Source organism: Streptomyces sp. B21-083 (assembly GCF_036898825.1).
Lineage (GTDB): Bacteria > Actinomycetota > Actinomycetes > Streptomycetales > Streptomycetaceae > Streptomyces.
Genome location: NZ_JARUND010000001.1, coordinates 3,257,884 through 3,282,125, shown reverse-complemented (window position 1 = coordinate 3,282,125; position 24,242 = coordinate 3,257,884). Strand labels below are relative to the sequence as shown.

Sequence of the window (24,242 nt, the reverse complement as noted above, 5' to 3'; positions counted from 1 at the left end):
AGCACCGGACCGGTAAGGGGCGACCACCATGGGCGGTCGCCCCTTACGCGTTCACGGACTGGCCTTACCCGTTCACAGCCGGGCGCGGGTTGCTTCGAGCAGGCGTACGACCGAGTCGTCCGCTACGTCCGCCACCTCGGCGTAGGCGAACCAGCGCAGGTCCAGGGACTCGTCACTGATCGCCTCCACGGCTCCCCGCGGGGCCACGGCGGCGTACTGCACGTCCAGGTGCCAGGCACAGGGCGTGTGGTGCCGGTCCAGACGGACCGGAGTGCTCTGCAACAGACGCAGCGACGGGATGCCGGACTCCTCCGTGGCCTCGCGGAGCGCGGCACCGGCAAGCGTGTTGTCGCTCTGTTCGCAGTGGCCGCCCATCTGGAGCCACATCCGCAGCTTCTTGTGGAGCGTGAGCAGGACCCGCTCACGCTCCGGGTCGATCACCAGAGCGCTGGCTGTGATGTGTCCGACCTCGCAGGCCTTCCACATCCCGTCAGGACGGGCGTCCAGATGGTCCAGGTAGACCTGACGGAGATCCTGCTGATCCTCGTACTTCTCCAGTACCAGGACCGCGTTGCCGTGGAGAGTCACTCGGAGTCGTCGTCCTTCTTCAGGTTCGGCTTCTCCAGGTTCGGCTTCTCGGCGGAGCCGCCCGCAGCCTCGCCGAGCATCTTGTCCAGCTCGGAGAAGTCGAGCTGTTCACGGTGCACGAAGCCGTCCGGATCGTCCAGGTCGGACGCCGTCGGCAACATGTCCGGGTGGGCCCACAGGCCGTCCCGGCCGTCGACACCGCGCGCGTCTGTCAGCGACGCCCACAGTCGCGAGGCGTCGCGCAGTCGGCGCGGGCGCAGCTCCAGACCGATCAGGGTGGCGAAGGTCTGCTCGGCGGGGCCGCCCGAGGCGCGCCGGCGGCGCAACGTCTCGCGCAGCGCGTCCGCGGACGTCAGCCGGGGCTTCGCCGCCGCGTGGACCACCGCGTCCACCCAGCCCTCCACCAGGGCCAGCGCCGTCTCCAGACGGGCCAGGGCGACCTTCTGTTCCGGGGTGTCCTCCGGCTGGAACATGCCCTGCTGCAGCGCGTCCTGCAACTGCTCCGGGTTCTGCGGGTCGAACTGGCCGACCACGTCCTCCAGCTTGGCCGTGTCGACCTTGATCCCGCGCGCGTACCCGTCGACCGCGCCGAACAGGTGCGAGCGCAGCCACGGCACGTGGGCGAACAGGCGCTGGTGGGCGGCCTCGCGCAGGGCGAGATACAGCCGCACCTCCTCCTGCGGGACACTCAGGTCCTTGCCGAACGCCTCGATGTTCGCCGGCAGCAGCGCGGCCCGGCCCGTCGGCCCCAGCGGCAGACCGATGTCCGTCGAGCCGACGACCTCACCCGCGAGCACCCCGACGGCCTGCCCGATCTGCGTACCGAACATGGCGCCGCCCATGGAGCGCATCATGCCGATCAGCGGGCCCGCCATGGCCTGCATCTCCTCGGGCAGGACATCGCCCATGGCCGCGCCGACGCGCTCGGCGACCGGGTCGACCAGCTCCTTCCAGGCGGGCAGGGTCGCCTCGACCCACTCCGCGCGGCTCCACGCCACGGCGGAACCGGCGCCGGACGGCAGCGAAGTCGCGTCGTCCAGCCACAGGTCCGCCAGCCGGACGGCCTCCTCGACCGCGGTGCGCTCGGAGGGACCGATGCTGGAGTCCTTGACGCCGTCGGACGTCCCCTGGGAGACCGTCTGGCGGGCGATCTGCTTGGCCATGTCCCAGTTCACCGGACCGCCCTCGTACGAGAGCATCTGGCCCAGTTGCTGGAACGCGGCGCCCAGGTCGTTGGGGTTCATGGAACCGAACATGGCTGCGAGTGGATTGTCGCCTCCGGGACCACCGAAGCCGGGGAGTCCGAAACCGAACGGTCCCTGACCACCACCGCCCTGCTGATCCTCCTGCTTGCCCTCGTCGCCGTTCTCCGGCTCCTCCGGCGGAAGGCCGAATCCGAATGGGGTGTCACTCACGGGATTCCTCGGCTGGTAAGGCCGTCGGCTCTTTCGACGGCGGCTGCCCGACAACATCCCCCAGCCTAGACACCGCAGCCGGTTGGGGGCTCGGTGCTTCGCCGACTCCTGGGCTGCGGCAGGATGGATGTCACCTGGTACGTACGCGTCACGCGCGTCCTTACTGAAGACAACCGCTGGAGACGCCGGTGAGTTCCCCAGATCCGCAGGTTCGCGCAGCGCGAAACCACTCAACCAACCCGGCCCTACGCGGGCCCGTCGTCGCGGTCACCGGCGCCGCGACGGGCATCGGAGCGCTGCTCACCGAGCGGCTCGCCGCGTCCGAGGAGATCAAGCAGGTCGTCGCCATCGACGAGCGCCGCGGCGAGTGCGCGGCCGCGCAGTGGCACATCCTCGATGTGCGGGATCCCGCCATCGCGGAGAAGCTGCGGGGCGCCGACGTCGTGGTGCACCTGGCCCTCGATCTGAACCTGGAGACGGACGGCGCGGCCCGTACGGCCTACAACGTACGAGGGACGCAGACCGTGCTCACGGCCGCCGCCGCGGCCGGGGTGCACCGCGTCGTGCTCTGTACGTCAGCGATGGTCTACGGGGCGCTGCCGGACAACGAACTGCCGCTGGCGGAGGACGCCGAGCTGCGTGCGACGGCCGAGGCGACCGGGGTCGGGGACCTGCTGGAGATCGAGCGGCTCGCTCGGCGCGCACCGCGGGCGCATCCCGGGCTCAATGTGACGGTGGTACGGCCCGCGGTACTGATCGGAGGCACGGACACCGCTCTGACCAGGTACTTCGAGTCACCCCGGCTGCTTGTCGTAGCCGGGTCACGGCCCGCCTGGCAGTTCTGTCACGTCGAGGATCTGTGCAGCGCCCTCGAGTACGCGGTGCTGGAGAAGGTCGACGGGGAGCTGGCCGTCGGCTGCGACGGATGGCTGGAGCAGGAGGAGGTCGAGGAGCTCAGCGGGATCCGCCGTATGGAGCTGCCGTCCGCTGTCGCTCTGGGCGCGGCGGCCAGGCTGCACAGGATCGGGCTGACGCCCTCTCCGGCCGGGGATCTGGCGTACACGATGTATCCCTGGGTGGTGAGCGGGAGCCGGCTGCACGATGCCGGATGGCGGCCTCAGTGGAGCAACGAGGAGGTGCTCGCGGAGCTGCTGGAGGAGGTTGCCGGGCGGCACACGGTGGTGGGTCGGCGGCTCGGGCGCAAGGACGCCACCGCGGCGGGGGCAGCGGGGGCGACGGTGGCTCTGTTGGGTACGGCCGCCTTGGTGCGACGGGCTCGGAAGGCTCGGCGGCGGATCTGAGGAGCGGGGGCGGGGTGGGGCCGTTTCACCCCCGTCGCCCCTACGGGCTGGAGGCGCCGGGCGTGGCACGATGGGGATATGGCACCCCTCAGTGATCATCCCGGTGAGCAGGCGGCTCTGGAGCCCATCAAGCTGGTTGCCGTCCGGGAGACGGCCCTCTCCCTGGACGAGGTTTTCCGGGCTGTCGGGGACGACTCCGCCGGGGGGACCGCCCTGTTCGTGGGGACCGTGCGGAACCACGACGGGGGCGCCGATGTCGACGCGCTCGGCTATTCGTGTCACCCCAGCGCCGAGGCCGAGATGCGGCGTGTCGCCGAGAAGGTCGTCGCAGAGTTTCCGGTGCGGGCGCTCGCCGCTGTGCATCGGATCGGGGACCTGGCCGTGGGTGACCTCGCCGTCGTCGTCGCCGTGTCCTGCCCGCACCGGGGGGAGGCCTTCGAGGCCTGCCGGAAGTTGATCGACGACCTCAAGCACGAGGTGCCCATCTGGAAGCACCAGACGTTCTCCGACGGGACCGAAGAATGGGTCGGCGCGTAGCGCCGTCGTTGAGGGGTGGTGGTCGGGCGACGGGAGGGCGGGTTGGCGCCTGTTGATGCCTCTCCGGTTGCGTAACCGGCCCCCGCGCGTGAGCGTTGACACGGCGGAGGTTAATCTGCTGATCAGTCAGTTGCGGTGGCTCTTTGGGGTTGGGAGGTCGGCATGGCGGCACTCGCCTGGTTGCTGATTCCGCTGGTGGCTGCGGTCGGCGCCGGTCTGTGGGGCAGTTGGGCCAACCGGACGCGCAGAACGCGCGGTGACGGGCCCGAGCTCGACGGCTACGAGCGGTTCCGCGAGGCCATGGAGAAGTCCCGTACCTGAGACACCGTACGGGCGGCCCTGACGGTGTGCCGACAGGACCGTCCCGTACTGTCGTGCCATGCCACGCCGCACCGCGACGATGCTCGCCTCCACCCTGATGCTGATCGCGCTCCTGTGCGCCGGAGTGTTCATCACCGTGCCGTATTCGGAGCTGTCGCCGGGGCCGACCGTGAACACTCTCGGGGACCACGGTGGCGAGCCGGTGCTGCAGATCTCCGGGCGTAAGACCTACGCGACCACCGGTCACCTGAACATGACCACCGTTCGGGTCACCAGCGCCGACTACAAGATGAACCTTGTCGAGGCGGTGTACGGGTGGCTCTCGCACGACAACAAGGTCGTGCCGCACGACACGCTCTACCCGGACGGCAAGACCGAGGAGCAGTCGACCCAGGAGAACGCGGAGGAGTTCAGCCAGTCCCAGGAGAGCGCCAAGGTCGCGGCGCTGGACAAACTCGGTGTTCCGGTGCAGTCCTGGGTGATCGTCGCCACTGTCGTGAAGGGGTCCCCCTCAGAGGGCGTGCTGCACGCCGGTGATGTCATCAAGGCCGTCGACGGTACGGCGGTCAAGGTGCCCACCGACGTCGCCAAGCTGGTGACCAAGCACAAGGCCGGTGAGAAGGTCGTCTTCACCATCGTGCCCGCCGCGGAGCAGGCCGCCGCCGAGAAGGCGAACCGGGCGGCCACCAAGGCGCGGGACATCACCATCACGACCACCAGGTCGGACGACGAGAATGCCGAGCGGGCCATCGTCGGGATCTCCGCCGGGACCGACCACACCTTCCCGTTCACCATCGACATCAAGCTCGCCGATGTCGGAGGGCCCAGCGCGGGGCTCATGTTCGCCCTCGGCATCTACGACAAGCTGACGCCCGGAAGCCTCACCGGCGGCAAGTTCGTGGCCGGCACCGGCACCATCGACGACGACGGCGTGGTCGGCCCCATCGGCGGGATCGAGATGAAGACCGTCGGCGCCCGGGACAAGGGGGCTCAGTACTTCCTGACGCCGGCCGACAACTGCGCGGCCGCCGCCTCGGACACCCCCGACGGGCTGACGCTCGTCAAGGTGGGCACCATCGGCGACGCGTTGAACGCGCTCAAGGACATCCGCTCCGGCGACACCGGTGATCTGCCGAAGTGCAGCACCAAGTAAGCGGCATGGAGTAAGCGGCACCGAGTGAGCGGGTGCGCGGTCCTGTGGACCGCGCACCCGCTCACTCGTTCCTCCGTCAGTCCGCGAACGTCGCCGACAGTGCCTCCGCCAGGCCCGGCACCAGGCCCGAGCCCGTGAGCACCTCCGTCGCCGCGTCCTTCTCGCGCAGGCGCACCGCCGAGTCACGTGTGCCGTCGCGCAGGACCGCGACCGTCATCCGGACCTCCTGACGGTCGGGGTGCGCGGCGACCCAGGCCGCCAGCTTCTTGTCGCTCAGCCCCTGCGGGACCGCCGCCTCCGCGGACGGCGGGAGCATCAGGCGCTCGACGGTGAGGGCGCAACCGACCACCGAGTCCGGCCAGGCGATGGTGGCGAGGAACTCGTCCAGCGGCTTGCCCGCCGGGATCTCGTCCTGTTCGATCGGGGTGAGACCAGTGGTCGCCTGCTCGTCGGCCAGGCCGAGCTGGGCGGCGAGAGCGGGTTCCTGGACCCGCAAACGGGCGGTGTCTACGAGGGCGAAGAGACGAGCCGGCTGGTCCCAGCCGAGGCCGGAGGCGTACTCGTCGATCTCGAGTACGGCCCGGGTGAGCGGGTTCGCCGCCATGGGAGTGTTGGACATGGTCACAATCCTGCCTCGTTCATGGCCCGAAACGGGAACCGAGTAAAGCGTGAGTAAGTTGCATAGGTGAGGCCCCTACGATCACGGGCCTGACGGATGGTCCGCGATCACGGGGGCCTGACGGACCGACAGCGACTTTTGAGGTGCCAACCTTGGCTTTCCAGATGCCGGACCGCGGCGGAGGCCCGCAGGGGCCACGGATCAGAGTGGGCCGCCCGTCCCGGCGCGTCCGGACCCTGCTCATGACACTGGGTGTCCTTGCCGTACTCGGCATGGCGTTCATCATGTTCGCGGGCTTCTGGACGGAGTGGCTCTGGTACCGCTCGGTCGACTACTCATCTGTCTTCACGACCACGCTGTGGACCAAGATCGGTCTTTTCCTCGTCTTCGGTCTGCTGATGGCCACAGCGGTGGGGGTGAACATCTGGCTGGCGCACCGGCTGCGCCCGCCGCTGAGTGCCATGTCGATGGAGCAGCAGAGCCTTGACCGGTACCGCATGGGCATCGCCCCTTACAAGAAGTGGCTGTTGCTCGGTATCACCGCCCTGGTCGGTCTCATCGCGGGCGCGTCGGCGTCCGGGCAGTGGCGGACCTGGCTGATGTGGGTCAACGGGGTGTCCTTCGGACAGAAGGACCCCCAGTTCGGTCTGGACGTGTCCTTCTACGCCTTCGACCTGCCCTGGTACCGCTTCCTGATGGGCTTCGGCTTCGCGGCCACGATCCTCTCCCTGATCGCCGCCGCCCTCACCCACTATCTGTACGGCGGGCTGCGCGTCACCAGCCCGGGTGCCCGTGCCACGGCCGCGGCGACCGGGCATCTGTCCGTGCTGCTGGGTATCTTCGTCGCCCTCAAGGCGGTCGCGTACTGGCTCGACCGGTACGGCCTCGCGGTGAAGTCGAGCGACTTCAAGGCGACCGGCAACTGGACGGGTCTGCGGTACGTCGACGCCAACGCCTACCTGCCGGCCAAGACGATCCTGTTCTGCATCGCCATCATCTGCTCGCTGCTGTTCTTCGCGACCCTGTGGCGGCGCACCTGGCAGTTGCCCGTCATCGGCTTCGGACTGATGGTCCTCTCGGCCATCCTCATCGGCGGGCTGTACCCGGCGATCGTGCAGAAGTTCCAGGTCCAGCCGAACGAGCAGGCGAAGGAAGCCCCGTACGTCGAGAAGAACCTGAAGGCGACGCGCGAGGCGTACGGCATCGACGGCGCCAAGGTCAGCGAGTACGCCGGCCGCAGTGACACGGAGGACAAGACCAAGCTGCGGGACGACGTGGACGCCACGGCGAGCATCCGCATCATGGACCCGAACATCGTGTCGCCGACGTTCCAGCAGCTCCAGCAGATGCGTAACTACTACGCGTTCCCGACCAACCTGGATGTCGACCGGTACAGCAAGGACGGCAAGGACCAGGACACGGTCATCGGTCTGCGCGAGCTGAACCTCAACGGCATTCCGAAGAACAACTGGATCAACGACCACTTCCGTTACACGCACGGATTCGGTGTGGTCGCGGCCAAGGGCACCACGGCGGACGCCGAGGGACGCCCGGTCTTCACCGAGTCCGACCTGCCGTCCACGGGTGACCTCGGGACGTACCAGCAGCGGATCTACTACGGCGAGAAGACCAGCCAGTACTCGATCGTCGGCGGTCCCCAGAAGGAGATCGACTACTCCGACGACGCCGGTGAGAAGACCACCAGCTACAAGGCGAAGAGCGGTGTCAGCCTCTCCAGCCCGATAAACCGCGCAGCGTACGCCGTCGCGTTCAGCGAGCCGCAGATCCTCTACTCCGGTGCCATCGGCGAGGGTTCGCGGATTCTGTACAACCGCACACCCAAGGAGCGGGTCGAGGCGGTCGCGCCCTGGCTGACCATCGACGGCGACGCCTACCCGGCCGTCGTCGACGGTGAGATCCAGTGGATCGTCGACGCGTACACGACGACGAACGGCTATCCGTACGCCTCCCGCACCACCCTGGGTGACACGACGGCCGACTCGCTCACCGCCAACAACAACCAGCGTGCGGTGGTGGCCCAGCAGAACCAGGTCAACTACATCCGCAACTCGGTGAAGGCGACCGTCGACGCGTACACCGGCGAGGTCAAGCTCTACCAGTGGGACACCAAGGACCCGGTCCTGAAGACCTGGATGAAGGCGTTCCCGAACACGGTCGAACCGAAGAGCGACATCTCGGCCTCGCTGATGGCCCATCTCCGGTATCCGCAGGACCTGTTCAAGGTTCAGCGCGAGCTGCTCACCCGCTACCACGTGGCGAGTGCCTCGACGTTCCTCAGCGGCTCCGAGGTGTGGCAGGTGCCGGACGACCCGAGCAACAAGTCGGGCGACGCGGTGCCGCCGTACTACCTGAGCATGAAGATGCCCGACCAGCAGGCCCAGGCGTTCTCCCTGACGACGACGTTCACGCCGAACGGCCGGGACAACCTGAGCGCCTTCATGTCGGTCAACGCCGAGGCGGGCACGAGCGATTACGGCAGGATCAGAATCCTGAAACTGCCGACGAGCAGAACCGTCGACGGACCCAAACAGGTCCAGAGCCAGTTCAACTCCGAACAGGACATCGCCGAGTCCATCAGGCTGCTGAGAGGCGGGGACTCGGAGATCGAGTACGGCAACCTGCTGACAGTGCCTCTCGACGGCGGGCTGCTCTACGTGGAACCCGTCTACGTACGCGGCAGCGGACTCAAGTACCCGCTGTTGCGCAAGGTGTTGGTGACCTACGGCGGCCAGACCGCCTTCGAGGACACACTCGACGCCGCGCTCAACAAGGTCTTCGGGGCGGAGGGCACGACCACCGCGCCACCGGACGAGGGCGACGGTACGACGACACCGCCGCCGACGTCCGACAACCCGACGGTCCAACAGGCGCTCACCGACGCACAGAAGGCCTTCGCCGATGGGCAGACGGCCCTCCAGAAGGGCGACTGGGAGGCGTACGGCAAGGCGCAGGCAAACCTTGAGGACGCCCTCAAGCGGGCCGAGGAGGCGCAGTCCGCGGCCGACAAGGCCGGTAAGACGAGCCCCAGTCCCAGCGGCAGCCCAAGTAGCAGTCCCAGTAGCAGTCCCAGCAGCGGTTAGTGCTGGTCGGCCCTGCTGAGGCTGCGGCCTCCGCTCCTCCCGCACCGTGGTACGGTTAGAACACAACGGCGCGGGGTGGAGCAGCTCGGTAGCTCGCTGGGCTCATAACCCAGAGGTCGCAGGTTCAAATCCTGTCCCCGCTACTGATCGCGAAGGCCCGGATCCTTAAAGGATCCGGGCCTTCGTGGTGTGCGAACGCATGTGCCGACCAGGTTAAGGTCGCGCCTTCCAGGGGCACTTGAGGGGAACTGTGTTTGACTTGTCTCTCTGTGGGCATGTCGACAAAACGCTGAATTGACCTCACTGGCTGCGGTATACCAGGTGTACCCAGGTTGCAGGTGGTGCGACGATGGACGTTATGGGGGACAAGGCAACTCTGTTGGAGACAGGGCGATTTGTGCAGCCTTCCGACCGGGACGAAACCGGCGAGGCGGTAGAAGAGGCACGCCAACGGCTCGCCGCCGAGGCCGGCGACGTCGAGGCGATGAGTGTCCTCGGAGCCATGCTGCTGCGCCGCGGTGATCTCGACGGAGCCGAGCCTCAGCTGCGTGCCGCCACCGCCGCCGGTGACCGTGCCGCGGCCAACAACCTTGGCGTTCTCCTCCACCAGCGCGGGTACGCGGACGACGCCGCCGGCTGGTGGCGGATCGCCGCCGTCGCGGGATCGGCTCCCGCCGCGCACGCACTCGGCCGTCACCACCGTGAGCGCGGCGACGAGCCGGCCGCCGAGTACTGGCTGCGCCAGTCCGCCGAGCAGGGGCACGTGCTGGGCGCGTACGCCCTCGCCGATCTGATGGAACACCGCGGGGACGCGGCCACGGAGCAGTGGATGCGCGTCGCCGCCGAACGAGGGCACCGGGAGGCCGCGTACCGGATGGCCCGCGCGCTCGACCGCAAGGCCGTGGCCGACGCCGGTGCCGAGGAGGGTGCGGGCGCCGGTGGTGCCGGGGAGGCCGAGCAGTGGTACCGGCAGGCTGCCGCCCGGGGACATCAGCGGGCCGCGCTGCATCTCGGGGCCATTCTGGAGAAGCGCGGTGAGCTCAAGGAGGCCGGACGCTGGTATCTGACGTCCGCCAAGGACGGCGAGGCCCGGGCCGCGTGCGCGCTCGGATTCCTGCTGCGCGACGCGGGCGACTCCGAGAGCGCCGCCGTGTGGTGGCTGCGTGCTGCCCAGGACGGGGACGGCAACGCCGCCAACGCGCTGGGAGCGCTGCACGCCGAGCGGGGCGAGACCCAGACCGCCGAGCGCTGGTACCGAGCGGCCATGGATGCCGGGGATGTGAACGGCGCGTACAACCTCGGGCTGCTCTGCGCCGAGCAGTCGCGTACCGCGCAGGCCGAACAGTGGTACCGGCGGGCCGCGTACGCCGGACACCGCGAGGCCGCGAACGCGCTCGCCATTCTGCTGCTGCAGGGCGGGGACGCGGCCGGGGCCGAGCCGTGGTTCTCCAAGGCGGCCGAGGCGGGAAGTGTGGACGCGGCCTTCAACCTGGGGATCCTGCACGCCGGACGGGGCGAGGAAGCGGCTGCGCTGCGCTGGTACGAGCGGGCCGCCGGCGCCGGGCACACCGAGGCGGCGCTGCAGGTCGGCATCGCCCGGCTCCGCGACGGGGACGAGCGGGAAGCCGAGCGGTATCTGCGGTGTGCGGCGGGCGGGGGCAGCCCCGAGGCGGCGTATCGGCTGGCCTCGGTGCTCGACTCGCGGCGCCCGCAGGCGCCCGCGCATGAGCTGGGCGAGATCGCGCACGAGAAGACGGAGTGTGAGGAGTGGTACGAGCGGGCGGCTTCCCAGGGGCATCGGCGGGCGCAGGTGCGGGTGGGGATGCTGGCGTCGGCTCGCGGGGACGTGGTGGAGGCGGCTCGGTGGTATCGGGCCGCCGCTGAGGCAGGGTCTCGAAACGGGGCGTTCAACCTGGGGCTGTTGCTGGCCCGGGAGGGGAGCGAGCCGGAGGCCGCGGTGTGGTGGGCTCGGGCGGCTGAGGCGGGGCATGGGCGGGCCGCGTTGCGGCTGGCGCTGGTGTATGCGCGGCGGGGGGAGTTGGCGGAGGGGCAGCGGTGGGCTGATCTGGCGGTTTCGCTGGGGCCGGGGGAGGTTGCGGAGCGGGCGGCTCGGTTGCGGGATGCGTTGCGGGAGGAGTTGTCCGCGTGAGCCTCCGGGTGGGCGCCTGGATTTTCTCGCCCCCGCCGCCCTTACCCGTCCCATCCCGTTCCTGGGGGCTGCGCCCCCAGACCTCCGCTGCCGGCCCTGAACGGGCCTTGTCCTCAAGCGGCGGAAGTGCCGAAGGGCCGCGAACTATGGCGCGAAGAACTCACCCCGGCCGACACCCCGCCCACGGTCGCCGCACCCGTCAATCGCTGGCTGGCCGGACGCCTCCAGAGCACCGACCGGGCCGAATCCGTGCGCAACGCTCGCGACGCCTTCCGCTACCACTGTCAGTGGGGACCCGCTACGGCTACATCAGCCCGCTGCTGCGATTCTTCCGCGAGAGCAGTCAGTGGGGATGGACCGACGTCCCCGCCCGGCCTCTGCTCGGCCGCTCGGACCTGCCAACACTTCCCATGCGGCTGCCCCGCTTCATCCCCAGGGACGAGTCGGACCGGCTCAACGGGCTGCCCTGTTCGTCCTGCGCTGGAGCGGGGTCAGCCGTGGAGAGATCGCCCGGCTCACCCATGACTGCCTCGACGCTACTGCCTGCGGGCACCCGCCGAAGGGCCCTGCGAGTGCGATCTCTACCTCCGATGCTCGAAGTTCCTCACCACCGGTGAGTACGCACCGCGCCTGCGATCCCGGCTCGCCCGTGAGCAGCAACTCGCTCAGGATGCCGTCGAGCGCGGCCGGCCCCGCGAGGTCGAACGGCACAACGCCATCGCCGACCGGATCCGTGGCCTCCTCGCAGAGCTCGGCGAGAGGGCTGAGCCCAGCCCTGACGATCACTGCTGAGCAGTTCGTTTCGGCAACCTGAACGAGAGCCTCGACGGATACTTTTCAGATGGATGGATCAAGTGCCTCTTGGGTCAACACCACGCACGATTGGGCTGGCATCGTGAACGCGGACCATCTCGCTCAAATCCACCAGGAACCAGCACAGTTCGCTCCGTGCGGGCCGGGACACCTTGTTCTTGAGGTCGTTGCTTATGCCGCTGACGAGGCAGCGAGCCGGGGTGGTGGACGCTGCGTGATCACGCTGCATACCGACGGCTCCTTGTCGGTGAAGGATGACGGACGGGGCACCGACACTCGGGTCGACGCGCATGGCCGGGTGGTGAAGAAGCCGGTCATGGCCACGAAGGACCTCCGGTTCTTCGACCTCCCAGAGGCGGAAAGGCTTCCGGACGGACATCCGCGTCGCGGCATGTCCGTCGTCGCAGCACTCAGCGAGTGGCTGATTCATACCAACCGGCGTCTCAACGGATCCTGGAACCAGCGCTATGAGCACGGCATCCCGGTGACCGATCTGGAGCCCATCGAGTCCAACGGCACCACGGGAACCTGCGTCCGCTTCCTGCCGGACAAAGCCCTGCGTTCGCAGTGGTCCCTGACCGCTGGTGACCTGGCGGGCTGGGCCAAGCACTGGCCTGACCTCACTGTCCGCATCGAGGATCAGCGCGACGGCGGGGGCCGGCCAGGTCGGTGACCGCAGGCGTTACGACCGGGCAGAGCGGCTCGGTCGACTTCCCATCCGCGGTCCCAGTGCTCGGCCTCGGTGGCCTGGAGGCGGAAGAGCGAGGACGGCGAGGACGGCGAGGAGAACTGACGGCGTCAGTGCCGACCAGGCGCGCCGATCAGCTTGTGGGCCGCCCTTGGGCAGCCGCTTCGCAGCTGTGGCGTTCTGCTCGCCCAGCGGCCTCGCGGCCACCGCAGAGTGGCTGTATCCGTTGACGGGAGGCGTGCCTCGGGGCGTTCGCCGGGGCGCATCGTCCCGTCCTACTCATCCGGGTCCCAGGCGCTGAGCTGGTCGAAGATACGTCGGTCGCCGTCGAGCTTCAGGGAGTTGATCGGGATACGGTCGTACAGGATGAGGACCAGCTCGTCGGCCGTGCCCCGGGCGGAGAAGTTGGCGGCGTCCGGATCCTGGTCTGCAGCGGTGGCCGATATGGTGCCGGGCCCGGGGAGACGGGCGGTCCGTGCGCCGTCGGCGGAGAGCGAGAGGCGCCAGGAGCGCCCCTCGGAGGCGTGGAAGTCGACGACAGCGGGCTCGTGTGGCCAGGCACTCGTCGTTGCGACGCAGGTGGACAGGAACTCGTCGACACCATCGAGTGCCACCTCGGCCGGCAGCGGCTGCGGGGCACCCACGGTGATCTGGGCGTCGTAGGTGTGCACCGCCAGCTGCTGGAGCTGGTGCCGAGCTACGGCACCGGAGGTCTGCGGCGACTGCGACGTGTCCCACCACGTCCAGCAACCGCGATCAGGGCCGGCCTTCCGCAGTGCGTCCAGCAGTCGTTCCGTGGACTCCGCCAACCAGGCCAGCAGCGCCTCGCGCTCCCGAGGTGCGGCGGGAGCGCCCTCCGCTGCCGATTTGGCCGGAGCAGGCCCGGCGGCGACGGTGGCGGCCCAGTCGCGGCGCCCCTCGCCGATGTGCTGTGCCAGATCGAACAGCGTCCACTCGGGGCAGGTCGGCACCTGCACGTCGAGGCTGGGCGCGGAGGCGACCGCGGCGCGGAAGGCGGTCGACCGTTCGTCGATCAGGCGCAGCAGCACGGGGAACTCAAGTGTCGTTGTCACCCGGACTCTCTATCACCGCCTTCCGACAATCGGACAGCGATTTTCACAGCTGCCGCAGGCGGCCCGCCCCCAGCACGGAGTAACGATGAAAGACCCCTCCACTGGCCGACCGGCATCCTGGCCGCGTGTGGAAGCAGGGCCCGGCGCTCGCCGTGGTTCCCGCGCCCCACGCCGAGCGCCCGGTCCGCATCGGCTACGCCAGGACGTTCTGGGTGCACGAGCTCAAGCGCCTCGCGCGCAACGCGGCCGAGCCGGGCACCACGGAGGACGGCCGAAGGCCGTCGACGGCGACATGCTCACCTTCGCCGTCGCGGTGGACAAGGGCCTGCCCCTTCGCCTCAACCTCGTAGGCATCCGCCAGCCCGGGGAGCCGCTCAAGGCCGAGGAGGTTGACCTGCGCGAACGGCTCCAGGCCCAGCCGCACCCGAACACCGCACTGCCGTAGCCCCCGTGACCTGCATCGAGCTCGTGATCACCGCTTGGCGTTCACGGCTGTACCCCCGTACCGCCGTACCGCTGTGCCCCCAGGCCGGGTAAGCGATTTGCCTCGGTGGGTGGGGCTGGCGTAACGTCGGGTTTACCGACGCGGGGTGGAGCAGCTCGGTAGCTCGCTGGGCTCATAACCCAGAGGTCGCAGGTTCAAATCCTGTCCCCGCTACTTGAGGCCGAGGGCCGGAGTCCGACAAAGGACTTCGGCCCTCGGTGTTTTCCCCGGTCAGGCGGTCGCGTGCTGCCGCGCGGCGCGGCGTACCGGGGCCCAGCAGCGGATGATGTCGCGGACCGAGACGATGCCCACGGGCTCGCCGCCGTCCAGGACGATGAGATGGCGGAAGCCGCCGTGGGCCATCGCGTGCGCGGCGTCCTCCAGGGTCCAGGAGGGGGCGGCGAAGACGACGTCGTCGGTGGTGTGGGCGTGGGTGCGTTCCGTGTCGGGGCTCTGGCCGAGGCCTACGGAGTTGAGGATGTCGCGTTCGGTCAGGATGCCGATTCCGCCGGCGTCCGGGTCGAGGACCACCGCCGCGCCGACCCGCCGCGCGGCCATCAGAGTGGCGGCCTGGCGGAGTGTGTGATCGGGGCCGATGGTGAGGACCACGGAGCTCATGGCGTCGCGTACGAGCATGGGGTGGAGCCACCTCCTAGAGAGTTCCCTCCCCTGGACACCTGGTCACTGTCTTGTTCAGGATTTCACAAGTTCACAAGTGGGGGGAACTTCAGAGTGGCAGGTAAAGCGACGGTCAACAAGGGGGCAGGGGAAGGATCAGTAGCGCTGGTTCAGGTATCCCAGCATCTCGTCGTGAAGGTGGCCGTTGGATGCCGCCGCGTCTCCGCTGTGGGGGCCCGGGCGGCCGTCGAGGCCGGTGAAGGTGCCGCCGGCCTCCGTGACGATGATCGCGTTGGCCGCCATGTCCCACAGGGACAGCTCCGGCTCCGCGCAGATGTCGATCGAGCCCTCGGCGACCATCATGTACGGCCAGAAGTCGCCGTACGCGCGCGTGCGCCACACCTCGCGGGTCAGGTCGAGGAAGCCGCCCAGTGCACCGCGGTCCTCCCAGCCGGTCAGTGACGAGTACGCGAACGACGCGTCCGTCATCTTCGAGACGTCCGAGACGCGCAGCCGGGACGACGAGGAGAGACTGCGGCCGGTGAAGGCGCCGTGGCCCTTCGCCGCCCACCAGCGGCGGCCCAGAGCGGGCGCGGAGACCAGGCCGACCACCGGCTGGAAGCCGCCCTCGCCCGCCTCCATCAGAGAGATCAGCGTGGCCCAGACGGGCACCCCGCGGACGTAGTTCTTGGTGCCGTCGATCGGGTCGATCACCCAGCGGCGCGGGCCGGTGCCCTCGACGCCGTACTCCTCGCCGAGGATCGCGTCGCGCGGGCGGGCGCGCTGCAACTGGCCCCGGATCAGTTCCTCGGTCGATTTGTCCGCCTCGCTGACCGGCGTCATGTCCGGCTTCGTCTCGACCTTGAGGTCGAGTGCCTTGAACCGGCCCATGGTCGTGGCGTCGGCAGCGTCCGCGAGGACGTGGGCAAGGCGCAGGTCATCGAGATAGTCGGGCATAGGCGAACCGTATCTTTCGAGGCTGTCGCAGGGCTACAGGGGGCAGCGGGTGCGATTGCCCCCGGTTGACCGGTGCTCCCGGTGCTCCCCGCTGTCGGCAGCTGTCGGCTCGGGGGCGGGGTGCGAATGTCGATACGCGCCCCCCGGTGCTGTCGCGAACCCTTGACAGTGACTCCGTGCGCGTCAAACCTGGGCCCAGAGCCGCTCGACCCTGGGAGGCGGATCATGCCTGCAGCGCGGGATTCCTTGCTGGACGCCGCATACACGGCGCTCGCGCGCCGTCCGTGGTCCGCGGTGCGCATGGTCGACGTCGCGGCGGCGGCCGGAGTGTCCAGGCAGACGCTGTACAACGAGTTCGGCAGCAAGGAGGGGCTCGCCCGGGCCCTGGTCCGCAGAGAGGCCGACGCCTACCTCGCGGGCGTCGAGCGGGCGCTGACCGGGCCCGCCGACCCGGGTGCCGGAGCGCGGGAACGGCTCACCGCGGCCGCCGAGTGGACCGCGTCGGCCGCCCGCGACAGCGTCCTGGTGCGGGCCCTGCTGACCGGCTGCTGGAGTGAACGGCTGCCCTCGCCGACGCTGTCCGCCGTGCCGTCCGCCGCCGCCGTGCCCGCGCAGCGGCGGGCCGACGGGCCGTTGCCCTCGCCCGGTGACTTCGTGGCGCTCGTCCGGGACCGTGCCGTGACCGTGCTGTCCGGCGTCGGCGCGGCCAAGGCGGACGTCGCCGAGATGTCCCGTACCTGCGAACTGGCCGTCAGGCTCGCCCTGTCCTGCGTCGCCGCGCCCCCGGGGGAGGGTGGTGTCGCCGATCTCGTACGGAGCGTGTTACAGCCCTCGGACGTTGTTGTGTGGCACTGAGGGGGCGGGTGCGGCCGGTGCGGTCAGTGGGACGAGCCCGACAGCTGCAGGCCGATCACGCCGATGATCACCAGGCTGATCGAGACGATCTTCAGGACGGACACCAGGTCGTCGAGGAAGATCATCCCGTAGATCGTGGTGCCCGCCGCGCCGATGCCGGTCCACACCGCGTACGCCGGGCCCACGTCGAGCTTCTTCAGGGAGAGCGTCAGCAGGCCGAAGCTGCCGAGGGCGAACACGCAGAACGCGACCGTCGGCCACAGACGGGTGAAACCGTGGGACAGCTTCAGGCAGACGGCGAAGCCGGTTTCGAGGAGTCCCGCCACAACGACCAGCAGCCACGCCATGTCCTGTCCTCCCGTGTACCACGTCGACCGCTTCGTCACGCTCGGATCCGGCTCGGTGCGATTATGCACTTACCGGCTCTCGCCGCGGCCAAACAACGCGGAGGTCAGTCGCCCTCTGTTCGCTCCCTTGTCGACAGCAGTCGCCGCAGGGAGTAGAGGCGTGCAGGGTCGGCGTGCCCCTTCTCCACCCACTCGTCCAGCGCGCAGTCGGGCTCGTCGTGACTGCACGCGCGCGGGCAGCCCTCCGTACCCGGTTCCAGGTCGGGGAAGGCGTGGATCACGAGGGACGGGTCGACATGGTGCAGCCCGAACGAACGTACGCCCGGGGTGTCGACCACCCAGCCCGCGTCGCCCGAGAGGGGAAGGGCGAGGGCGGAGGTGGTGGTGTGCCGGCCCCGGCCCGTGACCGCGTTGACGTGTCCTGTCGAGCGCCGCTGGTCGTTCGGCACCAGGGCGTTGACCAGGGTCGTCTTGCCCACGCCTGAGTGGCCGACGAACGCCGTGATCTTGCCGTCCAGCTGCTCGCGTACGCGGGCCACGGCGGCCCCGCTCTCCAGCTCCGGGCGGCTCGTGACGACGTACGGGATGTCCAGGGCGCCGTACAGCTCCAGGAGCTTGTCGGGCGGGGACAGGTCCGACTTGGTCAGGACCAGGAGCGGGGTCAGGCCGCCGGCGTAGGCCGCCACCAGGCAGCGGTCGATCAGACGGGGGCGGGGTTCCGGGTCGGCCAGGGCGGTGACGATGGCCAGTTGGTCGGCGTTGGCCACGACCACCCGCTCGTAGGGGTCGTCGTCGTCCGCCGTGCGGCGCAGGAGCGAGGTGCGCTCCCCGATACGGACGATACGGGCCAGGGTGTCCTTCTTGCCGGAGAGGTCGCCGATGACGGCAACGTGGTCGCCGACCACCGCGGCCTTTCGGCCCAGTTCGCGGGCCTTCATCGCCATGACGATCCGGTCGTCGACCAGGACGGTCAGCCGGCCCCGGTCGACGGTGAGGACCATGCCGTCGGCCGCGTCCTCGTGCTTCGGGCGGATGTTCGTACGGGGTCGGTTGCCCTTGCGGTTCGGGCGGGAGCGGATGTCGTCCTCGTCGGTGTTCTTGCCGTAGCGGCGCATGATTCCGGTCCGCCCGTCAGTTCCCGAGCATTCCGGCCCACAGATCGGGGAAGTCCGGGAGGGTCTTCGCCGTCGTCGCCACGTTCTCGATCCGTACGCCCTTCACCGCCAGACCGATGATCGCGCCGGCCGTCGCCATCCGGTGGTCCTCGTACGTGTGGAAGGTGCCGCCGTGCAGGGGGCGCGGGCGGATGTGCAGGCCGTCGGCCGTCTCGGTCACGTCGCCGCCGAGTTCGTTGATCTCCTTGGTCAGGGCCGCGAGGCGGTCCGTCTCGTGGAGGCGCAGATGGGCCACCCCTGTGAGGGTGGAGGGGGAGTCCGCGAGGGCGGCGACCGCCGCGATGCCCGGGGTCAGCTCGCCGACCTCGCTCAGGTCCACGTCGATGCCGTGGATCGACCCGGAGCCCGTGAACTCCAGCCCGTACTCGGTGAGTTCGCAGGAGCCGCCCATCTCCGTGAAGATCTCGCGGAGCCGGTCGCCGGGCTGGGTGGTGCGGGCCGGCCAGTCGGGGATCGTCACCCTGCCGCCGGTCACCAGGGCCGCCGCCAGGAACGGCTGGGCGTTGGAGAGGTCCGGCTCGATGGTCAGGTCCCGGCCGAGCAGCGCGCCCGGGGTGACCCGCCAGACGTTCGGCTCGCCGCCCGACTCGGGGGTGTCCACCTGGGCGCCGACCGCGCGCAGCATGTCGACGGTCATACGGATGTGGGGGAGCGAGGGCAGGGTCGCGCCGGTGTGGCGGACCTCTACGCCCTGGTTGAAGCGCGGCGCGGAGAGGAGCAGGGCGCTCACGAACTGGGACGACGAGGACGCGTCGATCGACACCGGGCCGCCGTCGAGGGCGCCGCTGCCGTGCACCGTCAGCGGGAGCGCGCCGCGCCCGTCGTCGTCGATGCGGGCGCCGAGGGCGCGCAGGCCGTCGATCACGCCGTGCAGCGGACGCTCGTACGAACGTGGATCGCCGTCGAAGCGGATGGGGCCGTCGGCGAGGGCGGCGACCGGGGGCAGGAAGCGCATCACGGTGCCGGCGTTGCCGACGTCGACGGTGGCGGGGCCGTGCAGACCGGAGGGGATCACGCGCCAGGCCTCGCCGGAACCGCCGGGGTCTCCCGGGCCTCCCGCGACGGAGGAACTCGATGACACCGTCTCCTCGATGCCGACGCCCATCGTGCGCAGGGCGCCCGCCATCAGGAGGGTGTCGCGGGAACGGAGCGGGCGGCGCAGCCAGCCGGGCTCCGAGGCGAGGGCGGCGAGGATGAGGGCGCGGTTGGTGACGGACTTGGACCCGGGCACGTGGACCGTCGCGTCGACGGCTCCGGTCGCGTGCGGGGCGGGCCAGAGGGCGGTGTCTGCGGGGTTCGGGGCCATAGGTTTACTTTAGTGGGCGGTCGTTCTTCGGGTGCGGCGCCGTTGTGGCTGGTCGTGCCCCGCGGCGGAGCCGCAAACAGACACAGCCCCGCGCCCCTGAGCGCCTGCCCCTGCGGGGCGGCGTCATAGCCCGTCGGCCCGTCTACACCTCCAGCAGCCACCTGGCTCCGCCTATCAGTGAGCACAGGCTCACCGCGTGGAACAGGAAGAGCCACAGGCCCGCCGGTACGTGTGTCAGTCGGGACAACTGGTCCGCGTCCGAGTCGCCCGCTCCGCCCCTCCTGCGCTTGGCCTGGAGTTCGAAGGCCGGGCGGACTCCGCCCAGGAGCAGGAACCACACGACCGCGTAGGCGAACGCCGCCTGCACCTGGGGGCCGGCGAGCCAGGACACCACCACGAAGGTGCCGCCGGTGACGAACACCGTGAGGGCGCCGTACGCGTTGCGGATCATCACCAGCATCGCCACCAGCAGCACCGTGGCCAGCCACAGGAGGGCCGTGATGTGGCCGGCGGCGAGGAGCGCGGCGCCGCCGAGGCCGAGCAGCGGGGGAGCGGTGTAGCCGAAGGCGGCCGTGAGGATCATGCCGAGGCCGTGCGGCTTGCCCCGGCTGACCGTGAGGCCGCTGGTGTCGGAGTGCAGGCGTATGCCGGTGAGGGTGCGGCCGGTCAGCAGCGCGACCAGACCGTGGCCGCCCTCGTGCGCGATGGTGATCGCGTTGCGCGAGAGGCGCCACAGGGGATGCGGGACGATCACGGCGAGCGCGGCCACCATCGTCGCGATCACCACCCACAGGTCGGGGTCGGGCTGGCTGCCGAATATCTCGTCCCAGAGGCCGGCCAGCGAGGTGGATGCGGTGCTGGTCATTGTCTGCGGAGGCTCCCTAGCGTCGCGTCGAATCAGGCAGTGTGGCACGTATGTACGGCCACTGGCTGAGACGCCGTGATGCCACCGATCGTTCCTGGCAGTGAACGCGCAGGTCACCGAGAGCGAGAGCTGCGGAGTGATCCGGAGTGATCCGGACCGATCCCCGCACGGCCGGTATCTCCCGGCCTGCCGGGTCGCGTTCGCGCGCCGGGGCGGGGAGCGAGCGGATCGCGTCGCGGCCGACCGGGCTGCGGCCCACCGCATTCGCCTGGAGACGGGCCGGGATCGCCGGTGGACGGGCGGCGCCTTCGTCGCCACAGCAGCGCGCCCCCGATCGCCGTCAGGGCCACCAGGGCGAGGGCGGGACCGCCCAGGGTGAGGACGCGCTGGAGAGAGGTCGCGGTGGCGTAGCCGACTCCCGTCTCCGCCGTGGCCCATGTGCAGGCCGCGATGACGCTGTACGGGGCGATGCGGCGGTAGGGCAGACGGGTGGCGCCCGCGAGGTGCGGGGCGAGGGTGCGCACCACCGGCAGGAAGCGGGCCAGGAACACCGCTCGGCCGCCGTGACGGATCATCAGCGTCTCCGTCTGCTGCCAGGCGGCCCCCGGTATCCGACGGCCCATGCCTCCGCCGCGCAGCCGGTCGCTCAGGAACCCGCCGGTGCGGTGGGCGAGGAAGTCACCCGCCACCACGGCGCCGGCCGCGGCGGCGATGACGAGGGGAAGGCTGATGTGGCCGGCGCGGGCCAGCGCGCCGGCGGTCAGCAGCAGGGTCAGCCTCGGGATGAAGGCACCGACGAGAAGGACCGACTCGGCCAGGACCGCGGCGGCCACCACCGCGTACGCCGCGGGCGGGGAGAGGTGGCCGAGGAAGTCGGAGAGCGCGTTCACCGGCTCGCTCTGTCCGGCCGCGGCTCGGACCGGTCCTGTGCCGCGTCGACGAGGGGGTGGCCGAGGATGTCGGAGAGCGCGTTCACCGGCTCGATCTGTCCGGCCGCGGCTCGAACCGGGCCTGCGCCGCGTCGACGAGGGGGCGGCGCAGCTGCCAGACGTAGGCGGGCGGAATGTTGGCCCACACCGTCCTCCGGCCGGTGGCGTAGGTGCGCTGGTAGGTGCGCATGATCTCGTCCACGGCGGCGTGGCGGCGGGCTTCGGCCCGCGATGCCGTCAGGGCGCGGGCCCTGCGGGTGCCGAGGTAGGCGAAGTAGGTCAGCGTGCCGCCGGGGTGCAGGAGTTCCAGGTAGCGGGCCATGATGCGCTCGACCTGCGGGGGCGCGAAGTTGGTCAGGGGCAGCCCGGAGACGATGACGTCGTACCGCTGGTCGGTGTCGAGCCGCTCGATGTAGGTCTCGTACACGTTCACCTGCGCTGTCCTGTCCGTCAGGTCGGTCAGGGCCGGGTGCGTGGTGACGAGTCGGCGCAGTCGCGCGGCGAAACGCGGGTTGGCCTCGACGATGTCCAGGCGGCCGCCCCGGGACAGCCGCGGTATCAGGGCCCGGGTGACAGGGCCGGTGCCGGCGCCGACTTCCAGGACTGCCAGTGGGTGGGGTGCCTGTGCCCGTACGGGGTCGGTGAGGACCCGGGCCAGGGCCTTGCCGCTGGGGGCGATGGCACCGGTGGTGCGCAGATCACGAGCCGCCTCAAGCAGGAACATCCAGTTCTCGGCGTTGCGCCGCGTCGGGGCACGGTCGTGGGAGGCACGGGAGGCGGCTCGGTCGGTCATGGAATTGACGCTAGGAAGTTGCGTCCGGCATGGGATCCATCCATCGGCGACGGCTTCCACCTACGAAAGTAGGGGGTGGACGTCGTCGATCGTCAGAAGGAACAGGGCGCCCGGCTGCGTAGGGCGACGCGGGTGATCAGCACCGGGGCCTCACCGTGGGCGGCCACCGCCGCACGCGTGGGACTCGTGATGGTGTTCGCGCTGTCCGCCCCGGTAGGTGACCAACCGCGTCCAGGCCGCCCTCATGGCCCGCGAGGCTGGTCTCATCACCTGACCGGAACGAAACCGGCCACGGTCGACGACGGAGTGGAGCGTCCGGTCGAGGGTGCAGGGCGGTCGTGACGGGCGGGAACGGGACCTGCGAGACTTGTTCGCCATGACCGCGCTCAGTGACGGCGCCCAGGCTGACCGGTGGCGGCTGAAGCGGCATGATCTGGCGTTTCCGCAGGTCGGAGGGGTGGTTGCAGATGTGCGGACGGTATGCGGCGAGTCGGGCGCCCGAGGATCTCGCGGGAGTCTTCGAGGTCGAACACTGGGAGCCGGAGGAGACACTCGCCCCTGACTACAACGTGGCCCCGACCAAAGAGGTCTACGCGGTCCTCGACCGTCCCCTCAAGGACGCCGAGGACCCGAAACCGGTGCGGCAGCTGCGGAAGCTCAAGTGGGGCCTCGTGCCGTCCTGGGCCAAGACGCCCGAGGGCGGCGCCCGGATGATCAACGCCCGCGCGGAGACCGTCCACGAGAAGCCCTCGTACCGTCGCGCCTTCACCACCCGGCGCTGCATCCTGCCGGCGGACGGCTACTACGAGTGGGTCACCGCGGCCGGCGAGCGCGAGCTGGAGGTCGAGGGCAAGAAGAAGCGACCGCGCAAGCAGCCGTACTTCGTGGCGCCCGCCGATGGGTCGGTCTTCGCGATGGCGGGCCTGTACGAGTTCTGGCGGGACCGGACCCTGCCCGACGAGCACCCGCTGGCCTGGTGGGTGACCTGCTCGGTCATCACCACCGAGGCCGAGACCTCCCCGCTCGCGGCAGCCCCCGCCGAGGGCCCGCGCGCCCTGGCCGACATCCACCCCCGGATGCCCCTGATGCTCACCCCGGACCACTGGGACGCCTGGCTTGATCCGGCCCGTACGGATGTGGACGAACTGCGCGGGCTGCTCGCGCCGCCGCCCACCGGGCTGCTGCGCGCCTACCCCGTCTCCACGGCCGTCAGCAACGTCCGCAACAACGGACCGGAGCTGCTGACCGAGCTGGAGGGCCCCGAGGAGGGCACACTCTTCTGACGTGAGCACCGAGAACACCACCAAGGCCGTCGAGACCGTCGAGACCGACGCGGGCACCGCTCGCATCACCTGGCGTCCCGCCGCGCGGCCCCGGCTCGTCCTGGCCTTCAGCCATGGCGCAGGCGGGGGCATCGAGGCGCGGGACCTCCAGGCACTCGCCGGGGAGCTGCCCGCACACGGTGCCACCGTGGCGCTCGTCGAGCAGCCCTGGCGGGTGGCCGGAAAGAAGCTGGCGCCCGCGCCGAAGACCCTGGACGTGGGGTGGCGGGGAATCTGGCCCGCGCTCGCGAAGCCGGGACTGCCGGTGATCGCGGGCGGGCGCAGCGCCGGAGCCCGCGTGGCCTGTCGTACGGCCGGGGAACTGGGCGCCGTGGCCGTGCTCGCGCTCTCCTTCCCGCTGCACCCTCCGGGCAGGCCCGAGAAGTCGCGGGCCGCCGAACTGCTCGGGGCCGGGGTACCCACCCTCGTCGTCCAGGGCGGCAACGATCCGTTCGGGAAACCGGCCGAGTTCCCGCCGGGGGAGCACGAGTTGGTGGAGGTGCCGTACGGCGATCATGGTTTCGCCGTACCGAAACGGGCACCCATCGGGCAGGAGGAAGCCATGGCGGTGATCACGGGCCGGGTCGTGGAGTGGATCGCGTCACTCGGGCCGTCGCTCGGGTGAGGGCCGGGAATGCCGGGCGGTGAGCCACTGTTGTGCGGATCAGACGCCACGAACGTGGGGTGACCGTTCGTACGAGAGGAAGTCCGCCGCATGGGTTCGACCATCTGCCCGAATCGCCGCAGCAGCGCTGACCTGGACTGGACGGTGCTGCACGCGTCGAAGACCGCCCCTATTCGGGCGGCGGGCGGACACGATGTTCGTCTATCCT

Annotated in this window: 23 protein-coding genes and 2 tRNA genes; 13 read left to right on the top strand and 12 right to left on the bottom strand. The window is 70.1% G+C overall.

Going from position 1 to position 24,242, the window contains the following annotated elements; genetic code table 11:
• Positions 1-72 precede the first annotated feature (72 nt).
• Together QA861_RS14625 and QA861_RS14620 are read right to left on the bottom strand one after the other, a co-directional pair.
• Positions 73-588: an NUDIX hydrolase gene (locus QA861_RS14625; protein WP_334588762.1), complete on the bottom strand. Its 516-nt coding sequence runs from the start codon at positions 586-588 to the stop codon at positions 73-75.
• Entirely contained in the window at positions 585-2,003 is a 1,419-nt protein-coding gene (locus QA861_RS14620; protein ID WP_334588761.1) for a zinc-dependent metalloprotease, read from the bottom strand. Before QA861_RS14620 ends, QA861_RS14625 begins: the two co-directional genes overlap by 4 nt.
• Positions 2,004-2,191: 188 nt before the next feature.
• On the opposite strand from QA861_RS14620, the gene QA861_RS14615 reads away from it, so the two are divergent.
• The 4 genes from QA861_RS14615 (at position 2,192) to QA861_RS14600 (ending at position 5,315) form a co-directional block, all read left to right on the top strand.
• Positions 2,192-3,304: an SDR family oxidoreductase gene (locus QA861_RS14615; protein WP_334588760.1), complete on the top strand. Its 1,113-nt coding sequence runs from the start codon at positions 2,192-2,194 to the stop codon at positions 3,302-3,304.
• A gap of 78 nt (positions 3,305-3,382) precedes the next feature.
• Complete coding sequence (locus QA861_RS14610; RefSeq protein WP_334588759.1) at positions 3,383-3,841, top strand: molybdenum cofactor biosynthesis protein MoaE; 459 nt, start codon at positions 3,383-3,385, stop codon at positions 3,839-3,841.
• Positions 3,842-4,003: 162 nt separating this feature from the next.
• The gene (locus tag QA861_RS14605) at positions 4,004-4,162 is read left to right on the top strand and encodes a hypothetical protein (protein WP_334588758.1); all 159 of its coding nucleotides are present in this window, start codon (positions 4,004-4,006) and stop codon (positions 4,160-4,162) included.
• Positions 4,163-4,220: 58 nt separating this feature from the next.
• Positions 4,221-5,315: a YlbL family protein gene (locus tag QA861_RS14600; protein ID WP_334588757.1), complete on the top strand. Its 1,095-nt coding sequence runs from the start codon at positions 4,221-4,223 to the stop codon at positions 5,313-5,315.
• Positions 5,316-5,391: 76 nt separating this feature from the next.
• Here QA861_RS14600 and QA861_RS14595 read toward each other — a convergent pair whose 3' ends face one another.
• Positions 5,392-5,934: a PPA1309 family protein gene (locus QA861_RS14595; protein WP_319092086.1), complete on the bottom strand. Its 543-nt coding sequence runs from the start codon at positions 5,932-5,934 to the stop codon at positions 5,392-5,394.
• Between the two features lie 164 nt (positions 5,935-6,098).
• On the opposite strand from QA861_RS14595, the gene QA861_RS14590 reads away from it, so the two are divergent.
• The 4 genes from QA861_RS14590 (at position 6,099) to QA861_RS14575 (ending at position 12,670) form a co-directional block, all read left to right on the top strand.
• The gene (locus QA861_RS14590; RefSeq protein ID WP_334590554.1) at positions 6,099-9,035 is read left to right on the top strand and encodes a UPF0182 family membrane protein; all 2,937 of its coding nucleotides are present in this window, start codon (positions 6,099-6,101) and stop codon (positions 9,033-9,035) included.
• Between the two features lie 69 nt (positions 9,036-9,104).
• Positions 9,105-9,178 (top strand) — tRNA-Met (locus QA861_RS14585).
• 206 nt (positions 9,179-9,384) lie between these two features.
• Positions 9,385-11,184, top strand: coding sequence for a tetratricopeptide repeat protein (locus tag QA861_RS14580; protein ID WP_334588756.1), 1,800 nt, complete (start codon positions 9,385-9,387; stop codon positions 11,182-11,184).
• An 895-nt stretch (positions 11,185-12,079) separates the two neighbouring features.
• Entirely contained in the window at positions 12,080-12,670 is a 591-nt protein-coding gene (locus tag QA861_RS14575) for an ATP-binding protein (protein WP_334588755.1), read from the top strand.
• 290 nt (positions 12,671-12,960) lie between these two features.
• On the opposite strand, the gene QA861_RS14570 is transcribed toward QA861_RS14575, so the two are convergent.
• Complete coding sequence (locus tag QA861_RS14570) at positions 12,961-13,758, bottom strand: maleylpyruvate isomerase N-terminal domain-containing protein (protein WP_334588754.1); 798 nt, start codon at positions 13,756-13,758, stop codon at positions 12,961-12,963.
• Between the two features lie 292 nt (positions 13,759-14,050).
• Between QA861_RS14570 and QA861_RS14565 the strand changes: the two genes are divergently transcribed.
• Both QA861_RS14565 and QA861_RS14560 read left to right on the top strand, forming a co-directional pair.
• On the top strand, positions 14,051-14,203 hold the full coding sequence (locus QA861_RS14565) for a hypothetical protein (protein WP_334588753.1): 153 nt from the start codon (positions 14,051-14,053) through the stop codon (positions 14,201-14,203).
• Positions 14,204-14,342: 139 nt separating this feature from the next.
• Positions 14,343-14,416 (top strand) — tRNA-Met (locus tag QA861_RS14560).
• A gap of 57 nt (positions 14,417-14,473) precedes the next feature.
• Here QA861_RS14560 and QA861_RS14555 read toward each other — a convergent pair.
• Together QA861_RS14555 and hisN are read right to left on the bottom strand one after the other, a co-directional pair.
• Positions 14,474-14,878, bottom strand: a complete 405-nt coding sequence (locus tag QA861_RS14555; protein ID WP_334588752.1) for a CBS domain-containing protein — start codon at positions 14,876-14,878, stop codon at positions 14,474-14,476.
• Positions 14,879-15,016: 138 nt separating this feature from the next.
• A complete protein-coding gene (gene hisN, locus QA861_RS14550; protein ID WP_334588751.1) occupies positions 15,017-15,817 on the bottom strand; it encodes a histidinol-phosphatase in 801 nt (266 codons plus the stop codon).
• Positions 15,818-16,042: 225 nt separating this feature from the next.
• On the opposite strand from hisN, the gene QA861_RS14545 reads away from it, so the two are divergent.
• Positions 16,043-16,672 (top strand): TetR/AcrR family transcriptional regulator, encoded by a 630-nt coding sequence (locus tag QA861_RS14545; RefSeq protein WP_334588750.1) that lies wholly within the window; start codon positions 16,043-16,045, stop codon positions 16,670-16,672.
• Positions 16,673-16,695: 23 nt separating this feature from the next.
• Here QA861_RS14545 and QA861_RS14540 read toward each other — a convergent pair whose 3' ends face one another.
• The 6 genes from QA861_RS14540 to QA861_RS14515 all read right to left on the bottom strand — a co-directional run bounded on the left by QA861_RS14540 (position 16,696) and on the right by QA861_RS14515 (position 22,087).
• On the bottom strand, positions 16,696-17,019 hold the full coding sequence (locus tag QA861_RS14540; protein ID WP_334588749.1) for a DMT family transporter: 324 nt from the start codon (positions 17,017-17,019) through the stop codon (positions 16,696-16,698).
• Between the two features lie 104 nt (positions 17,020-17,123).
• Positions 17,124-18,134, bottom strand: a complete 1,011-nt coding sequence (rsgA, locus tag QA861_RS14535; RefSeq protein WP_334588748.1) for a ribosome small subunit-dependent GTPase A — start codon at positions 18,132-18,134, stop codon at positions 17,124-17,126.
• A gap of 16 nt (positions 18,135-18,150) precedes the next feature.
• Positions 18,151-19,500, bottom strand: a complete 1,350-nt coding sequence (aroA, locus tag QA861_RS14530) for a 3-phosphoshikimate 1-carboxyvinyltransferase (protein WP_334588747.1) — start codon at positions 19,498-19,500, stop codon at positions 18,151-18,153.
• 142 nt (positions 19,501-19,642) lie between these two features.
• Complete coding sequence (locus QA861_RS14525; RefSeq protein WP_334588746.1) at positions 19,643-20,365, bottom strand: M50 family metallopeptidase; 723 nt, start codon at positions 20,363-20,365, stop codon at positions 19,643-19,645.
• Between the two features lie 113 nt (positions 20,366-20,478).
• Entirely contained in the window at positions 20,479-21,255 is a 777-nt protein-coding gene (locus tag QA861_RS14520) for a DedA family protein (RefSeq protein ID WP_334588745.1), read from the bottom strand.
• An 82-nt stretch (positions 21,256-21,337) separates the two neighbouring features.
• Positions 21,338-22,087 (bottom strand): class I SAM-dependent methyltransferase, encoded by a 750-nt coding sequence (locus QA861_RS14515; protein ID WP_334588744.1) that lies wholly within the window; start codon positions 22,085-22,087, stop codon positions 21,338-21,340.
• Between the two features lie 467 nt (positions 22,088-22,554).
• Here QA861_RS14515 and QA861_RS14510 point away from each other — a divergent pair, with 467 nt between their 5' ends.
• Positions 22,555-23,370 (top strand): SOS response-associated peptidase, encoded by an 816-nt coding sequence (locus QA861_RS14510; protein ID WP_334588743.1) that lies wholly within the window; start codon positions 22,555-22,557, stop codon positions 23,368-23,370.
• A 1-nt stretch (position 23,371) separates the two neighbouring features.
• Positions 23,372-24,034, top strand: coding sequence for an alpha/beta hydrolase family protein (locus QA861_RS14505; protein WP_334588742.1), 663 nt, complete (start codon positions 23,372-23,374; stop codon positions 24,032-24,034).
• The last annotated feature ends 208 nt before the right edge of the window (positions 24,035-24,242 follow it).

Coding starts and splice junctions, on each gene's coding strand:
- QA861_RS14610 (WP_334588759.1), top strand. CDS start 3,383: ATGGCACCCCTCAGTGATCATCCCGGTGAGCAGGCGGCTCTGGAGCCC.
- QA861_RS14605 (WP_334588758.1), top strand. CDS start 4,004: ATGGCGGCACTCGCCTGGTTGCTGATTCCGCTGGTGGCTGCGGTCGGC.
- QA861_RS14600 (WP_334588757.1), top strand. CDS start 4,221: ATGCCACGCCGCACCGCGACGATGCTCGCCTCCACCCTGATGCTGATC.
- QA861_RS14595 (WP_319092086.1), bottom strand. CDS start 5,934: ATGTCCAACACTCCCATGGCGGCGAACCCGCTCACCCGGGCCGTACTC.
- QA861_RS14590 (WP_334590554.1), top strand. CDS start 6,099: ATGCCGGACCGCGGCGGAGGCCCGCAGGGGCCACGGATCAGAGTGGGC.
- QA861_RS14580 (WP_334588756.1), top strand. CDS start 9,385: ATGGACGTTATGGGGGACAAGGCAACTCTGTTGGAGACAGGGCGATTT.
- QA861_RS14565 (WP_334588753.1), top strand. CDS start 14,051: ATGCTCACCTTCGCCGTCGCGGTGGACAAGGGCCTGCCCCTTCGCCTC.
- QA861_RS14555 (WP_334588752.1), bottom strand. CDS start 14,878: ATGCTCGTACGCGACGCCATGAGCTCCGTGGTCCTCACCATCGGCCCC.
- hisN (WP_334588751.1), bottom strand. CDS start 15,817: ATGCCCGACTATCTCGATGACCTGCGCCTTGCCCACGTCCTCGCGGAC.
- QA861_RS14545 (WP_334588750.1), top strand. CDS start 16,043: ATGCCTGCAGCGCGGGATTCCTTGCTGGACGCCGCATACACGGCGCTC.
- QA861_RS14540 (WP_334588749.1), bottom strand. CDS start 17,019: ATGGCGTGGCTGCTGGTCGTTGTGGCGGGACTCCTCGAAACCGGCTTC.
- rsgA (WP_334588748.1), bottom strand. CDS start 18,134: ATGCGCCGCTACGGCAAGAACACCGACGAGGACGACATCCGCTCCCGC.
- aroA (WP_334588747.1), bottom strand. CDS start 19,500: ATGGCCCCGAACCCCGCAGACACCGCCCTCTGGCCCGCCCCGCACGCG.
- QA861_RS14525 (WP_334588746.1), bottom strand. CDS start 20,365: ATGACCAGCACCGCATCCACCTCGCTGGCCGGCCTCTGGGACGAGATA.
- QA861_RS14515 (WP_334588744.1), bottom strand. CDS start 22,087: ATGACCGACCGAGCCGCCTCCCGTGCCTCCCACGACCGTGCCCCGACG.
- QA861_RS14510 (WP_334588743.1), top strand. CDS start 22,555: ATGTGCGGACGGTATGCGGCGAGTCGGGCGCCCGAGGATCTCGCGGGA.